The organism is Ectobacillus polymachus (assembly GCF_048159605.1).
In the GTDB taxonomy this organism is placed as follows: Bacteria; Bacillota; Bacilli; order Bacillales; family Bacillaceae_G; genus Ectobacillus; species Ectobacillus polymachus.
Window position 1 is genome coordinate 2,015,930 of the sequence record NZ_JBLREB010000001.1, and the last position, 14,779, is coordinate 2,030,708.

At 37.7% G+C, this 14,779-nt stretch carries 16 protein-coding genes and 1 other annotated feature; of the genes, 2 read left to right on the forward strand and 14 right to left on the reverse strand.

Translation table 11 applies throughout. The features are described from left to right. Positions 1-117: 117 nt before the first annotated feature. The 3 genes from thpR to pepV all read right to left on the reverse strand — a co-directional run bounded on the left by thpR (position 118) and on the right by pepV (position 3,538). Positions 118-651 (reverse strand): RNA 2',3'-cyclic phosphodiesterase, encoded by a 534-nt coding sequence (gene thpR / locus ACM5BR_RS10310; protein WP_416827748.1) that lies wholly within the window; start codon positions 649-651, stop codon positions 118-120. Between the two features lie 148 nt (positions 652-799). Then, the gene (locus tag ACM5BR_RS10315; RefSeq protein ID WP_416827749.1) at positions 800-1,993 is read right to left on the reverse strand and encodes an MFS transporter; all 1,194 of its coding nucleotides are present in this window, start codon (positions 1,991-1,993) and stop codon (positions 800-802) included. 144 nt (positions 1,994-2,137) lie between these two features. Continuing rightward, entirely contained in the window at positions 2,138-3,538 is a 1,401-nt protein-coding gene (gene pepV / locus ACM5BR_RS10320) for a dipeptidase PepV (protein WP_416827750.1), read from the reverse strand. Positions 3,539-3,952: 414 nt separating this feature from the next. Between pepV and ACM5BR_RS10325 the strand changes: the two genes are divergently transcribed. Next, entirely contained in the window at positions 3,953-4,174 is a 222-nt protein-coding gene (locus tag ACM5BR_RS10325; RefSeq protein WP_416827751.1) for a DeoR family transcriptional regulator, read from the forward strand. Positions 4,175-4,343: 169 nt separating this feature from the next. Here the strand turns inward: ACM5BR_RS10325 and ACM5BR_RS10330 are convergent, their stop codons facing one another. Then, positions 4,344-5,054, reverse strand: coding sequence for a pseudouridine synthase (locus tag ACM5BR_RS10330; RefSeq protein WP_416827752.1), 711 nt, complete (start codon positions 5,052-5,054; stop codon positions 4,344-4,346). 142 nt (positions 5,055-5,196) lie between these two features. Then, positions 5,197-6,846: a putative polysaccharide biosynthesis protein gene (locus tag ACM5BR_RS10335; protein WP_416827753.1), complete on the reverse strand. Its 1,650-nt coding sequence runs from the start codon at positions 6,844-6,846 to the stop codon at positions 5,197-5,199. Positions 6,847-7,045: 199 nt separating this feature from the next. Between ACM5BR_RS10335 and ACM5BR_RS10340 the strand changes: the two genes are divergently transcribed. Beyond that, positions 7,046-8,314 carry a BaiN/RdsA family NAD(P)/FAD-dependent oxidoreductase gene (locus tag ACM5BR_RS10340; protein ID WP_416827754.1) on the forward strand — a complete coding sequence of 423 codons (1,269 nt, stop codon included), beginning with the start codon at positions 7,046-7,048 and terminating at the stop codon, positions 8,312-8,314. Between the two features lie 42 nt (positions 8,315-8,356). On the opposite strand, the gene ACM5BR_RS10345 is transcribed toward ACM5BR_RS10340, so the two are convergent. From ACM5BR_RS10345 to ACM5BR_RS10385, 9 genes are all read right to left on the reverse strand, one after another. Further along, positions 8,357-8,539 carry a sporulation protein Cse60 gene (locus ACM5BR_RS10345; RefSeq protein ID WP_416827755.1) on the reverse strand — a complete coding sequence of 61 codons (183 nt, stop codon included), beginning with the start codon at positions 8,537-8,539 and terminating at the stop codon, positions 8,357-8,359. After that, positions 8,517-8,777 carry a DUF2553 family protein gene (locus tag ACM5BR_RS10350; RefSeq protein WP_416827756.1) on the reverse strand — a complete coding sequence of 87 codons (261 nt, stop codon included), beginning with the start codon at positions 8,775-8,777 and terminating at the stop codon, positions 8,517-8,519. The genes ACM5BR_RS10345 and ACM5BR_RS10350 overlap by 23 nt, the downstream gene beginning before the upstream one ends. A 156-nt stretch (positions 8,778-8,933) precedes the next feature. Then, a complete protein-coding gene (locus ACM5BR_RS10355; protein WP_416827757.1) occupies positions 8,934-9,107 on the reverse strand; it encodes a hypothetical protein in 174 nt (57 codons plus the stop codon). Between the two features lie 62 nt (positions 9,108-9,169). Next, positions 9,170-9,394 (reverse strand): spore germination protein, encoded by a 225-nt coding sequence (locus ACM5BR_RS10360; RefSeq protein WP_416827890.1) that lies wholly within the window; start codon positions 9,392-9,394, stop codon positions 9,170-9,172. A gap of 50 nt (positions 9,395-9,444) precedes the next feature. After that, on the reverse strand, positions 9,445-9,759 hold the full coding sequence (locus ACM5BR_RS10365) for a rhodanese-like domain-containing protein (RefSeq protein WP_416827758.1): 315 nt from the start codon (positions 9,757-9,759) through the stop codon (positions 9,445-9,447). A gap of 476 nt (positions 9,760-10,235) precedes the next feature. Next, the gene (gene leuS / locus ACM5BR_RS10370) at positions 10,236-12,650 is read right to left on the reverse strand and encodes a leucine--tRNA ligase (RefSeq protein WP_416827759.1); all 2,415 of its coding nucleotides are present in this window, start codon (positions 12,648-12,650) and stop codon (positions 10,236-10,238) included. 50 nt (positions 12,651-12,700) lie between these two features. Further along, positions 12,701-12,913 (reverse strand) — a binding site (T-box leader). A gap of 38 nt (positions 12,914-12,951) precedes the next feature. Further along, complete coding sequence (locus ACM5BR_RS10375) at positions 12,952-14,142, reverse strand: MDR family MFS transporter (RefSeq protein ID WP_416827760.1); 1,191 nt, start codon at positions 14,140-14,142, stop codon at positions 12,952-12,954. Positions 14,143-14,336: 194 nt separating this feature from the next. Then, the gene (locus ACM5BR_RS10380) at positions 14,337-14,480 is read right to left on the reverse strand and encodes a glycogen biosynthesis protein GlgD (protein ID WP_416827761.1); all 144 of its coding nucleotides are present in this window, start codon (positions 14,478-14,480) and stop codon (positions 14,337-14,339) included. A gap of 18 nt (positions 14,481-14,498) precedes the next feature. Then, the gene (locus ACM5BR_RS10385; RefSeq protein ID WP_416827762.1) at positions 14,499-14,762 is read right to left on the reverse strand and encodes a DUF2524 family protein; all 264 of its coding nucleotides are present in this window, start codon (positions 14,760-14,762) and stop codon (positions 14,499-14,501) included. Between the last annotated feature and the right edge of the window lie 17 nt (positions 14,763-14,779).

Genomic DNA, 14,779 nt, shown 5'->3' on the forward strand with positions numbered 1-14,779 from the left:
TAATCGTTTATTTAAGCTGTCTATACTATACTATATTCTCTTCTTCCGTAAACGTTTTCATTATCTCGTGATTTCCATAAAGTGAAACTGCCCGAAAGTAGAAGGTCTTAGCGCCCATTAATGTAGGAGTGGAAATGTAGCGATTTCTTCATACTTAGGTGTTGCATCCATATGTGTAGCAAATAAAGAGAAGGAATCAACCGAAAATGAAAGAGGTGCAATTGTCATCTTATTTTCAAATGAATTTTCATTTCCCCAACGTTTAGCCAGTGTAATATGTGGTTGATATGGACGTTTATCTAGCGAGTATCCCAAATTTGTACAAACTTCGTATATGTAAGCTTGCAATGAAATAATTTCTGCTGATTGCGAAACACCTGCCCACAAAATACGCGGACGATCCTCCATTCCAAATGTATGTATACCTTGAATATCAAGAGAAAAACTGGATACAGGAATACCCTTTAAGAGGGGCTGAAAAGAAGAAAGAGCTGAAATAGCTTCTCCTAAAAATGCAAGTGTTATATGATAATCGTCTTTATGGGTCCAAGTTCGAAAGGAAAGGTGTTGCTCATTTTGTGAGCGCCACCATGCTAACTTTTCTTTTACATAAGACGGTAAAGGAATAGCAAAAAAATAATGGTTTTTCATTTAAAAATCATTCTCCCATCTGCATGAAGCCTTCTCTCGTGTGAAGAGGTTTACTATTAGCTGTATTGTCCCTCATTAACTCGGTAGACATCCGCTTTTAGAGATAACTTACTGTAAAGTAGGAAGAAACTATCTTGGAAGCTTTACTTTATACTAGTTCGTTCTGCTTCATTCGAGAGGGAACTTTATTTCTGAATATTAGAATTAACAAGAAAATGCCAATACATGTGAGTACAAAATAACAAAAATATATGGCTTGTATCCCAAAATAATCCATGAGAATTCCGCCAATTATCGTACTAAACCAGGTTCCCAATCCACTGCCTGCTGATGCATACAATGTAACAGCGGTAGATTGCATCGAATCAGAAGAAAGGCTACGAACATACTGCAAAGCAGCTGGTACGAAAAAACCAATCGATATACCTTGGGCAATAGTCGTAATATAAATAAGCAATAACGGAGGCTCAAAAAAATAAAACAACCAACGAATCGCTGAAACAGCAGATGATAAAATAAGAATTTGACCTACGCCTAGCTTACTCATCCAATAGGAGGATATTCTCATAAACGGCGCTTCACTCCCTGCAGAAAGTAAAAACATAATCCCTACCGCAGTTAATGTCCCGCCAAGCTCCATAATTAACAAGCCAAAATACGTATTATTCGCATTAATAGGACCAAAGATAAAAAACGAACTACATAAAAACAATAGAAATTCACGTTTTTTAAAAAGGACCTTACATCCTTGTAAAAGATTGACTTCTAAATTTGTCCCTTGTTTTGGAAGGGTCGACGTCAATATTGCTCCAGCAAACATAAATACTGCAAACAAGTAGAATATAATTACTGTTCCAAAGCTTTGCGAAGCTCTTCCAGCAACGAAAACTGCAATAGCAAATCCAAGGGAACCATATAGACGAATTCCCCCGTAGTTATCCTGCCCCTTTTGCACATAATTAAGAGCGATACTATCAGAAATCGGAATAATTGCACTTTGTGAAAATGCCAACGCAAATGAGATAATCACAAGAATCGCGTAAGTTGCAGTGGTTGCATACAAAAAGCCGATGATACCTGTTGCTAACAAAGTAAAAAATAATACTTCACGAGGTTTTTGCGTATAATCACATAGAATTCCCCATAATGGTTGAATGAAAATCATAACAATTGGTCCAATTGACGTAATCGTACCAATCTGTGTTCCAGATAAATGCAGTGAATCTTTCAAATATACGCCAAGTAAAGGCATTAAAACGCCTAATCCAAAAAAAATGAAAAAATAATAGAATCGAAACATTATACTAGTCTTCTTCGATTCCTTCTGTATGGATATCTCCATGTATTCCACCCTTTCCAAACAGTAAAAAGAAAGAGATAGAGCTGTCTCCACAGTATTTTCCTTTTGGGATAGCCCTATCTCATGAATAATCGGTTATCAGCTGCATGCCTTGACTCTTGCATGTTAAGCTTCTAGCCTTTCCTATTATTTAGCCAATTCATAGATAGCTTGTGCATAGATTGCAGTTGCTTTTATTAAATCATCAATCTCGATATATTCATCCTTTTGATGCGCAAGCTCTTCCTTTCCTGGAAATAATGGACCAAATGCGACTCCTGCTTTTAATGAACGTGCATACGTACCGCCGCCAATAGATAATAGGGTAGCTGGTTTACCCGTTTGCTCTTCATAGACACGCCCTAGTCTTTGAATGAGAACGTGATCCTTATCGACATGATGTGGCTTCGAATCAGATACATCTCCTACCAAAAATCCATTCTCTTTTGCATTTGTTTCGAGCGTTTGTAGCATCCACTTGGCATCTGTTGTCACCGGATAGCGTATGTTTAATCCAAGTGTACCGCCCTCTACTTCACTATAGGACATAAGACCTACATTCACTGTTAAATCCCCTGTAATGCTATCCTTATATGAAATTCCTAGTTTTTTACCTAGCGTATCATTTTCAAAATAATCAGCTGCCAACGTAACAAACAAAGCCCCAGCTGAGTCTAATTGCTCTTCTTTCAAGAAGGCTGCTAACAAAATACCTGCATTTCGTCCTTGTTCTGGAGTAGATCCATGCGCAGATATCCCCTTTATTTCAAACGAAATGACATCTTTCTCAAGTGTTGCATGCCCTTCTATTCCTTTTTCCTGTATATAGGTCTTAAACCGCTCTATACTATGTACATCCTTTGTCCGTACTTGTGCTCTCGCAAAATCTGGCACCATATTTAATCGTCTACCTGATGAAAAGCGAATGAGTGCGATTTCCTCTTTCTTGTCAGATGCAGGCTGCTTTAGATATACATCACAAATTCCTTTTTCTGCATTAATAATAGGAAAATCAGCATCTGGTGCAAAACCCATCGTTGGCATTTCTTCGTTTTTAAAATAATGATCCACACAACGCCAATTGCTTTCTTCATCTGTACCTAAAATCATACGTACTCGCTTTGTTAAAGGTAAGCCTAGCTCTTTCACAATTTTCATAGCATAGTAAGCTGCCATTGTGGGCCCTTTATCATCAATTGCCCCGCGTGCAATTATTTTTCCATCCCGAATGTTTGCAGCATATGGATCGCTCGTCCAGCCATCGCCTTCCGGTACAACATCTACGTGACACAATATACCGAGCAATTCCTTTCCTTGTCCCATTTCAAGATGTCCTGCATAACCTTCTAGATTTTTTACAAGAAATCCATCTTTGCTACCCATTTGAAGCATATGCGTAAGTGCTTGCTCTATGCCCGTTCCGAATGGAGCACCTTCATGGCCATCCTCTTCGTCAAGTACACTTTTAATTCGTAAAAATTGTTGCACATCTTCAATGAGTGCTTCTTTTCTTTTTTCTACTTCTTCTAGCCAATTAATATTTGCCATGGAATCACCTACTTTATTTATTATCCTCTTTCATCATAGCAAACGGTTATCCATAACGCCAATATTCATGATAAAATAGGACTGTATTGCAATCCACTACTAAAAAAGGGGATGCTATAATTGACTTAAAAACATATGCAACGTGGTTACCTCTTAACGAAGGGTAAAACATATACACTCACGAACATTTGACAAAATGAAGGACTTAGACAGTTTTTGTAGAAATGGATACTCGATCTTATCTAAGATCTTGTCGACTACTCTCATATCATGCTTTTACATTTTTAATAGTAAAGTTAATTTTCTGTTAAAATACATAAAAAAAACGCATGTTATTCATGATATGGAGTACAATAAAAACAAAAGAATTCTTTCCCAGTTGAGTCACTATAAAACTCGTGGAGGAGTGGTTTTTTGAAATTTACAACCTCTCGTATGTTAACACGGATTAAGTCGATTTATATGTACATCAATGAAAAGGGCACGGTTACAACCCAGGATTTAGTGGATGAGTTCGGTATAACACCCAGAACCATTCAACGAGATCTAAATGTGCTGCAGTTCAATGATTTGGTTTACAGCCCTAGTCGTGGCAAGTGGACGACAACAGGAAAGAGAGTGAGACTCACATCATAAAAAAACGATTTTGTTATTTATAGACACACAGAGTCAGTGCAGCGGTCAAGTAGACCCTTAACCTTTGAATAAATATAACATTGTAACTATTTTTTTCATATGTAGCGATTGTTTAAAGGGCAATGGGCTTCCCTTTTGAACAATCGCTATTTTTAGCTGAATCTACTCCCTATTCTCCTTTAAGTAAATACAATTCCTCATCTGTCAATTCACGATATTGACCGAGCTCTAACTCTTCATCCAATAAAAGTGGTCCCATTTCAATTCGTTTTAAATAAATAACTTTTTTGCCAACCGCTTCAAACATACGCTTCACTTGATGAAATTTTCCTTCTGTTATGATTAGTTCAATTTCAGAGATACGATTTCCCTGTAAAATAGTGAGCTCACCCGGTTTCGTCACATAACCATCATCTAACATCACACCATTCTGAAAGGCAATCCGATCATCTTCTGTAACAAGTCCTTCTACCTTAGCATAATATTTTTTTGGTACATGCTTTTTAGGGGATAAGAGCTGATGTGCTAGTTTTCCATCATTGGTAAGAAGAAGAAAACCTTCTGTATCCTTATCAAGTCTTCCTACCGGAAAGGGTTGAAATACTGCATCTTCTGGCTCTAATAAATCGAGCACAGTTTGTTGCTCATCATCCTCTGTTGCCGAAATGACGTCCTTTGGTTTATTCATCATTAAGTATATGAATTCTTTATATTCAACGGTTTCACCAAACACGGTCACTTCTTGAATAGTAACATCCACATGAGCTTTCGCATCCTTAACGGGAGATCCATCAATGCGGACTACTCCATCCTTTAGGAGTTTTTTTACTTCTTTTCTACTTCCATACCCCATATTAGCTAGAAACTTATCAATTCTCATATGTTCCTCCTTCTATTCTTTATATAAGTGGGATCAGCTTATAAAGTGAAGTATCTTGTTAGGTAGTTAACCCCCACTTCCAGACTCTTCTCAAGAGTTTGGAAGTAGGGGCCTTCCTGTTGTTACATAGCAGGATACATTCTTATGCTTGTTTGCTTACAAGCTTTATTTTTCGTCTAAATTTTGTTAGTAGTTTTTGAAGAAGTTCTTCCCCAAAAACATGTTTCGCAACATCCAATCGGATCGCTAAAAACACATATACTACCACGCCAATGCTACCTGCAATGCCCACGATGAGAAATGCATCTAATCGGCTGGCTGTATATGGAATAATAGTAGATAAAGCATTGTATATCAAGTTTGCACAAAATGCCATAAGGATTGTGATAACAGAAATTTGGAAGGTTCGTTTATAAACACGTTCAAAACTGAAATGTAATTTCTGACGAATTTTATTATTTGCATAAATAATCGATGCGGCAAATCCTATTCCAGTCCCAAGAACACCGCCAATAGCATCAAAGTAACGAATAAGTACCACATTACACATGATTTTTAGTACTACGCCTATAACTAATCCAATAATGGCATGCTTTTGCTGATTAATTCCTTGTAATATGGCTGCTGTAACGGAAAACAGGGCAAATAATAAAGCGACAGGCGCATACCACATAAGAACCTGTCCACCAAGAGGATCCGGATCATAAAACGCGCGATAGATCGGATATGCAAGTAAAGACATCCCAACAACTGCTGGTAATGTCAAAAATATATTTACTTGAAATGCTTGTTCGATTTGATGTTGTAATGTTTTTATTTTGTTCTCTGTATAGGATTTTGTAATCGCTGGGACAAGCGTTAAACTAAATGCAGTTGCAAGGGAGACAGGGATCATAATGAGCTTATGCGTCCACATCGTAAAAATTCCAAGAGCATGCTCCGCAATCGCTGCTTTTCCAGCTGCCTCCATTGCTTTATTAAATGTAAGGGTATCGATTTGCTGATACAAAGGAATTGCTAATCCTACCACAACATAAGGAATCGCATAGGCAAATAATTCTTTGTATAGCTGGGGAGTGCTAACGCTTGAAGGCACTACAGTTTGGGATTTTAGTAGCTTATCCATATGGTGTTTTCGTTTTACCCAATACCAGAGCAGTACGATTAATGCCCCAACAGCAGATACGAAAGCAGCAAATGTAGAAACCCCAACGGCTGTTGCAACTGACCCTTTTAATACACGTATGACAATATAACTTCCTACTAACAACATCGCAATGCGAATGATTTGTTCAATAATTTGTGAAACGGTTGTAGGCCCCATCGATTGATGTCCTTGAAAGAAGCCTCGAATTAAACTCGCTGCTGGTACTACAAGAAGGGCAAAGCTAACGAGCCTAATAATCATCGTTACATCTTGAGGGCTGTTTTCTAACGTATTATTCCCTAGCATCGCTTTAGCGAACAAAGGTGCACTCATATATAGAACGAGAAAAGATAAGATACCCATAAAGATCATAAGCTTCATTCCTGAACGAAACATTCGCCTACTCGTCTCATAATCTCCTAGAGCATTGTATTTTGACACAAATTTAGAAACGGCAAGAGGAACCCCTGCAGTTGCAATGCTTAAAAAAATCTGATAAGGTACATAGCCATATGTATACAGTGTTCCGCCATTTGTACCTACAAGTTGGTGAAACGGAAAGACGTAAATCATACCAAGAAATTTAACGAAAAAAGTCCCGAACGTTACAATAAGCGTTCCACGTACAAATTTGGAATCAGACATTGGAAGATCCCCCACGTATTATAAAATCTAACTTTTGTATTGTATCATAAAATATTAGCATTCGATAAGGACGTAACAGAAAACCATTATTTCTTTTTTTCTTTTATTCATGCTATCCTTGTGTACATAAAGTGAAACTTCCTCAAGGTGGAGTCTTACTGCCCGTTAAAGCGGGATAAAATGTACAAGGGTGAAAAGAATGAATTATGATGTAATTGTAATTGGCGGGGGGCCATCTGGCCTAATGGCAGCAATTGGAGCTGCTGAAAAGAAGGCTAAGGTGCTGCTGCTCGACAAAGGAGATAAACTAGGAAGAAAGCTTGCTATTTCAGGTGGTGGCCGTTGCAATGTTACGAACCGTTTACCAGTAGATGAAATAATAAAGCACATTCCAGGAAACGGCCGATTTTTATACAGCGCGTTTTCCACTTTCAATAATGAAGATATTATTCAATTTTTTGAGAAGCTTGGAGTGAAGCTGAAAGAGGAAGACCATGGTCGAATGTTTCCTGTTTCCAATTCCTCACAATCTGTCGTAGATGCTCTTCTTCATAGAATGCATGCGCTTCATATTCATGTACGCACAAATACTGCTGTGAAAACAATAGAATATAAAGATGGACAAACATCGGCCGTTGTATTACAAAACGGAGAAATACTACCTGTAGAACACGTCGTAATCGCAGTAGGGGGAAAGTCCGTTCCACAAACAGGTTCAACCGGTGATGGCTATGCTTGGGCAAAGAAAGCAGGACATACGATTACTGAATTGTTCCCAACAGAGGTTCCGATTTTATCTAATGAAACGTTTATTAAGGACCGTGTCCTGCAAGGGATATCCTTGCGGAATGTAGAACTGAGTGTTCTAAATCCAAAGGGCAAACCAGTAATTAAGCACAAAATGGATATGATTTTTACCCATTTCGGCCTTTCCGGACCTGCAGCACTAAGATGCAGCCAATATGTTATTAAAACGATGAAAAAGTATCAGGTACATCAAGTTACCATGAAAATTGATTGCTATCCAGAGCTATCAGAAGAAGCACTCTATCAGCAAATTATAGAGCGGATCCAGGAAGATCCTAAAAAAAGCGTAAAAAATCTGCTAAAAGGATTAATCCCAGAACGATACTTACTATTTCTTCTTGAACGAAATGATTTACTATCCAACACAACTGCAGGCCAAGCTTCCCGTGAAATGCTACTCAGCTTTGTCCATGACTTAAAAGGATTTTCTCTTAACGTACACGGAACACAATCTATTGAAAAAGCCTTCGTAACAGGAGGCGGAGTATCCATCAAAGAAATACATCCAAAAGAAATGTCGTCGAAGCTTATGAAGGGCTTGTACTTTTGCGGAGAAATTCTTGATATTCACGGGTACACAGGCGGATACAACATTACGGCTGCATTTGTAACAGGAAGAATTGCTGGAATGTCTGCAGGAACCTATGCACTGCTAACATAAACGAAAGATGACTGAAAAAGAGTACTTGTATTCTTTTCTCAGTCATCCTTTATATACTATCATAGCTGAAAAACAGTATATTTGATTTTCTTCATCATTATTTGAAACAGCGACTTGATATTTAATGTCTACTACACTCTCTTCGTCAACCTTCTTTAAAAAATTATTCATACATTCTTCTAAATCTTTTTCATGGCTTTCATCAAATACTTTTACTCGTATCATCTAAGCACCACCTTACATCTGACCGCTTTACAGAAGGATTCACATCTCTTCGCGTATCAATTAATCGATAAAAGCGTCCATTCTCAAAAATATAGCCATCTTCCAATACATATCGTTTTTCTAGAGAATTCATATAAAATTTTCCAATCATAAATTTATTCGAATATAATTCCAAATAGTTCTCTTTAAACTTAGCCACCACTTTTTCTGTAATATCTATTTTTATAGTCCTTCCCATTTATTCCCCCTCCCTTCGTGTAAGGATTCTTTGATTTATTCTATTAATTCAGTTGAAATTTATGATAGGTTGCAAAAAATTTTACACAATTCTTAACAAATAAAAAATCCAACATATTTGCTGGATTTTTTTACTTATGAAAGACAAGTATAATTTTTAAGTTTGTTTAGTCGGATCGATTTTTTTTCCATTTACAGAATCATTGATAACCGGTCCGCCTGCTCCATTGATAGACTTTGTTGCATTTGTTTTTACTTCATTTACATGGTCCGTAATGCGTACCATACCGTTATTGTTTACAATAATAAATTTTTTTATCACTACTGTCATATCGTATCTCGGCCCCTCTTCTCATCATCTCTATCAATGTATGCTAGTCGTACAAGAAGGGTTCATCCATTAACGGGTTCATCTATTATTACCGGCGGATCAACTGAGGTGGTGTCAGTGATGTCACCGGGAGTTCGTTTTCCATTGACATACACTCCGCTATTCGATGCTCCAGAGCCATTACTTGTTTTTGAAACAGTAATGGAGTTTACATTGTAATAATTTCCGATATTTACTATACCTGTATTTGTGTGAATTTTTAAATTCCGGATTTTAGTGATTTTAATTCCTCCTTTGCATCCATTTGTATTAACCTATGCAAAAGAGAGCAATTTTCTCACGCAATTTGTAATTTTCCTTTGTATTCATTCATACCGCCCACCATATTAAGAACACTATAGCCTCGTGCATACAAATAATAACAAACATGTTCACTTCGAATACCTGTCTTACAGATAATTATGTATTTTATGTTTTTGTAAAAATGAGACAATTTATTAGGTATATCGCCCATAGATATGTGAACCGCTTCTGGAATTTTTCCGTTTCGTATAATTTCTTCCTGTTCTCGAACATCCACGAGGAATAAAGTCTCTCCGTTTTCTAATCGTTCCCTAACTTCATCCGGTGTAATAGTTTGAAACGAAGGCATTTCATCCCCTCCTAAAGTTTACACTACAATAATAGTAACAATAGCAAAAAAAGGAAGTAAAGGGGGAATTAGAATTTTTTTATTTTAACCAGAAAAATGTTACAAATAATCGAATACACTCTACAAAAATTGAGAATAAATTGCATTATCTCCTACAAATCGACATCAGAGTCGGTTTCAAAAAAAATGAAACGGCCTTTCCCCAATAAAAATTGAGAAAGGCCGTAACTTACTATATTCTTGAAGGGTTATGTGCAAAACCCCTCTTTAAATACTCTTATTTATTTACTTTTTTTGATTTGCTTTTGTTTTCCCTCAGAGAAATTCGAAGAATCGTTAAAGTTCGGTTGCTTCTGACCGCTATTGTTACTTCTTCCCTTGCCCTTTGCCATAATACATTCCTCCTTTATACATGAAGTTAAGTCTAGTATGTGTGAACAAGCCATAACTTATGTTAAAAAAGGAGGACCTGATTATTAATTAGCAACTATATTAACAAGCTTCCCTGGTACAGCAATTACTTTACGAATTGTTTTTCCTTCTACTTGTTGTTTCACAATTTCATTTTCTAAGGCTGTTTCTTGCATTTGTTCCTTCGTTGCACCCTTGGCAATCATAAGCTTCGCTTTTAATTTACCATTGATTTGTACAACAATTTCAATTTCATCTTCTACAAGCTTCGATTCATCATAGGTAGGCCATGCATGATACGAGATGGATTCTTTATGTCCAAGCTTGCTCCATAGCTCTTCAGCAATATGAGGTGCCACAGGAGATAATAATTGTACAAAACCTTCCATGTATTCTTTTGGAAGCACATCTGCTTTATACGCTTCATTACAGAATACCATCATTTGTGAAATTGCTGTATTAAAACGAAGTCCTTCGTAATCCTCTGTAACTTTCTTCACCGTTTGATGATAGACCTTATCAAGTGATTTGTTAGCTGTATCTGCTATTTTTTCACTTAACTCGCCATTTTCTTGTATAAGCAAGCGCCATACACGATCTAAGAAACGACGTGATCCATCAAGTCCATTTTCAGACCAAGCAATGGACGCATCAAGAGGTCCCATAAACATTTCGTACAGGCGAAGTGTATCTGCTCCGTGACTAGCAACCACATCATCTGGATTGACAACATTTCCTTTTGACTTACTCATTTTTTCGTTGTTAGAGCCTAGAATCATGCCTTGATTAAATAATTTTTGGAATGGTTCTTTCGTCGGTACAACACCAATATCATACAAGAATTTATGCCAGAAACGTGCGTATAACAAATGCAAGACAGCGTGCTCCGCACCACCAATGTATGTATCGACAGGAAGCCATTGTTTTAATTTTTCTGGATCTGCCAACTTCTCGTTGTTATGCGGATCAATGTAACGTAAGAAATACCAGCAGCTTCCTCCCCATTGCGGCATTGTATTCGTTTCACGACGACCTTTTTTACCAGTAATCGGATCTACAATTTGAACCCAATCTTCAATGTTTGCAAGCGGAGATTCGCCTGTTCCTGACGGATGGATATTTTTTGTTTTTGGAAGAAGAAGTGGCAATTCTTCTTCTGGTACAGTTGTCATTGTTCCATCTTCCCAATGTATAACTGGGATTGGTTCACCCCAATAACGTTGACGGCTAAATAACCAATCACGTAAACGGTAGGTTACCTTCTTTTCACCTACGCCATTTGTAACGAGCCAATCGATCATTTTTGTAATCGCTTCTTCTTTACCAAGTTCATTTAGAAAACCAGAGTTAATATGAACGCCGTCACCCGTATAGGCTTCTTTCGAAATATCTCCGCCTTCTACAACTTGCTTAATCGGAAGATCAAATTTTTTCGCAAATTCATAGTCACGTTCATCATGAGCAGGAACAGCCATAATCGCACCAGAACCATAGCTAATTAACACATAGTCAGCAATCCAGATTGGCATTTTTTCGCCATTAACCGGATTTATTGCATAGGCACCCGTAAACACGCCTGTTTTTTCCTTCGCTAAATCTGTACGTTCTAAATCACTTTTTGCTTTTACTTGTTCTATATATGCTTCTACAGCAGACTTTTGTTCAGGTGTTGTAATTTTACTTACAAGATCATGCTCTGGAGCCAAGACAGAATATGTTGCTCCAAATAAAGTATCAGGACGAGTCGTAAACACTGTATATGTCTCATTCGTTCCATCAATTTTAAAATGAACTTCTGCCCCTTCCGAACGGCCAATCCAATTACGCTGCATTTCCTTAAGGCTTTCTGGCCAATCAAGCTCTTCTAAATCCTCTAGTAAACGATCTGCATACGCTGTAATTTTTAACACCCATTGTCTCATTGGACGTCGTTCAACCGGATGTCCGCCGCGTTCACTCTTACCATCAATTACTTCTTCATTAGCCAATACAGTTCCTAGAGCAGGGCACCAGTTTACAGCAACCTCATCTACATAAGCTAATCCCTTTTCGAACATCTTTATGAAAATCCATTGTGTCCATTTATAATAATCTGGATCTGTCGTATTTACTTCGCGGTCCCAGTCATAAGAAAATCCAAGCGACTTAATTTGTCTACGGAATGTATTAATGTTTTTCAACGTAAATTCCGCTGGATCGTTTCCAGTATCAAGCGCGTATTGCTCTGCTGGAAGACCAAATGCATCCCATCCCATTGGATGAAGTACATTATTGCCTTGCATCCGTTTCATACGAGCTAATATATCCGTTGCTGTATATCCTTCTGGATGTCCTACATGAAGTCCTACGCCAGACGGATATGGAAACATATCCAATGCATAAAATTTAGGCTTTTCTTTATCCTCCGTTGTACGGAATGTTTTATTATTTTCCCAATACGCTTGCCACTTTTTCTCGATTTCTTGATGATCGTAGCTCACTACATACCCTCCATTCTATTTCCGTAGGAATGCAAAAAAACCCCCATCCCAAAAGGGACGAGAGGTTATATTCCCGCGGTACCACCCTAGTTAATGCAACTTGCATTCGCTCTTCATCCTTAACGTGGATGAAACGATAATCGCTACTTATTTCACGATTATTACTCCAAGGCGAGTTCACGACAAAGCCTGGATTGACTTGCACCAACCGTCAACTCTCTGTCCTGCTTACAATCGTTACTACTCCTTATCAATGTAACTATTATCTTATGTTCTATTTTAAATTATGTTCTATATCCAGTCAAACAGAGATTTTACCATCAATCTCTTTCTTATGCACAAGCTTATAATCGTAAAATCTTGCAATGAGAAAAGCTAGCAGTAGTGTCGCCAAAATGACGATAAATAATACATGAATATGAAAGGCATCAAAAATCATACCGCCAACTAACGGTCCTAGCATCCTTCCCCCTGTTGCAGCACTATTTACAAGACCTTGATAAAAGCCGGCTTTTCCCTTTGGCGCTAACTGATTCGCAATGGTAGGTACAGCAGGCCATGCAAACATTTCGCCAAATGTTAAAATCACCATTGCAATCATGTATGTTCCGAAATGCTCGGCTTGGCTTACGATAGCAAATGAAATCATGAAAATAACCGTTCCAATCATAAATTGCTGTTTTAATGAAGCCTTGATGATTCGAACAATAAACTGGATGAGCGGCTGTCCTAACACGATGAACGCACCATTTACTGTCCAAAGCAAGCTATACGATTGCAAACTAATATTTAAATCCTGCATGTGGGTTGGTATCACACCTTGCCATTGCACATATGTACCCCAACAAAGCAAATAAGCAAAGCATAGGATAAGTAAGGATTGAAACATAGGTGTTATTTTCCAAATACTTTGTTTTCGTTCTTCTTTTTCTATATGGGTGGCGTGTGTTTCAATATTTCGAAACCCAATTACTGCTAGTACAAAAAAAACAGCATACAAGAGAAAATTCGCTAAAAATATATAATCGATTCGCAAGGAAGCAACAAGACCACCAAGAGCAGAACCGAGTGCAACTCCAAAATTTTGGGAAACATATAGAGCATTAAATGCGCGTCTCCCGCCCTCTGGCCAAATCGTGGCAATCATCGCATACATAGAAGGAAAAACCATGCCTGAACCAAGACCAATTGCAGCTAGCCATACAACATACAAAGGCCAATTATGCATCATCACCAATCCTGCTACAGAAACAAGGGTAATAATAATTCCTGATAAAATAGACTTGTATCCGCCTATCTTATCAAACATATAACCGCCAGCAAGATTCCCAACTGCAGCTGCTAATGAATTTATCATAAGGGCCATTCCAGCTACGGATAATGATTTTCCTAAATAAGTATGAATATAAATGGTGTTAAAAGGCCATAAAAAAGAAGAGGCTGTAATATTAATAACCATTCCAATAATTAATAACCATACTCTTTTCGGCATCGATCTTTCCTCCTCTACCTTATCATTTTTACAACATTTCGATTGTATGTCTTTTTAGAAAGGATGACAACAGATTCACGTGTATACAAATTATTCGGAAAATTTGCTTCCCTACTATTCATTTCAAAAGAGAAAAGTCTCGCACCATTTGCGAGACTTTTTCTTATCCCTGCTTCAGAGACTTATTTCACTTTTTACTGCTTCGCCTTTTGGGGTTGTCCTGTTCCCTTATTTCGCTGCTTGCTTTCTACAATGGGATCAGCAGCATTAGAATATTCAGGATTTGTACCGTTGTTCGTTTTTTGCTCCGGGTTATTTTGCTTCGATCGTTTTACCATAGTCAATCTCCTTATCATTTAATGAGGGGTCGTAATCATTTGATGTTGCATAATGCGGATTCTAGCAGTGATTCGATCAATACTTTCACGCTGCTGCCCATTTGAACTATGGAAGATAGCTTCTAATGACAGCAAAGCCTGTTCAAGCTGCAGCTGTGCATCGGAATATTCGATATCATTATAATGCTCTTGTCTCAAAGCAAGATCTAACTGCTTTTTACTAGCTTCCAAAATGTCTTCCGCATCGGTAATGCTTTGATCGAATGAATAACGATCTGTCATTTGACTTCCTCCTTATT

What these genes read in the sequence shown, in the direction of transcription:
- thpR (WP_416827748.1), bottom strand. Translation starts at nt 651, where the DNA reads ATGAAAAACCATTATTTTTTTGCTATTCCTTTACCGTCTTATGTAAAA.
- ACM5BR_RS10315 (WP_416827749.1), bottom strand. Translation starts at nt 1,993, where the DNA reads ATGGAGATATCCATACAGAAGGAATCGAAGAAGACTAGTATAATGTTT.
- pepV (WP_416827750.1), bottom strand. Translation starts at nt 3,538, where the DNA reads ATGGCAAATATTAATTGGCTAGAAGAAGTAGAAAAAAGAAAAGAAGCA.
- ACM5BR_RS10330 (WP_416827752.1), bottom strand. Translation starts at nt 5,054, where the DNA reads ATGAGAATTGATAAGTTTCTAGCTAATATGGGGTATGGAAGTAGAAAA.
- ACM5BR_RS10335 (WP_416827753.1), bottom strand. Translation starts at nt 6,846, where the DNA reads ATGTCTGATTCCAAATTTGTACGTGGAACGCTTATTGTAACGTTCGGG.
- ACM5BR_RS10340 (WP_416827754.1), top strand. Translation starts at nt 7,046, where the DNA reads ATGAATTATGATGTAATTGTAATTGGCGGGGGGCCATCTGGCCTAATG.
- ACM5BR_RS10345 (WP_416827755.1), bottom strand. Translation starts at nt 8,539, where the DNA reads ATGATACGAGTAAAAGTATTTGATGAAAGCCATGAAAAAGATTTAGAA.
- ACM5BR_RS10350 (WP_416827756.1), bottom strand. Translation starts at nt 8,777, where the DNA reads ATGGGAAGGACTATAAAAATAGATATTACAGAAAAAGTGGTGGCTAAG.
- ACM5BR_RS10355 (WP_416827757.1), bottom strand. Translation starts at nt 9,107, where the DNA reads ATGACAGTAGTGATAAAAAAATTTATTATTGTAAACAATAACGGTATG.
- ACM5BR_RS10365 (WP_416827758.1), bottom strand. Translation starts at nt 9,759, where the DNA reads ATGCCTTCGTTTCAAACTATTACACCGGATGAAGTTAGGGAACGATTA.
- ACM5BR_RS10375 (WP_416827760.1), bottom strand. Translation starts at nt 14,142, where the DNA reads ATGCCGAAAAGAGTATGGTTATTAATTATTGGAATGGTTATTAATATT.
- ACM5BR_RS10380 (WP_416827761.1), bottom strand. Translation starts at nt 14,480, where the DNA reads ATGGTAAAACGATCGAAGCAAAATAACCCGGAGCAAAAAACGAACAAC.
- ACM5BR_RS10385 (WP_416827762.1), bottom strand. Translation starts at nt 14,762, where the DNA reads ATGACAGATCGTTATTCATTCGATCAAAGCATTACCGATGCGGAAGAC.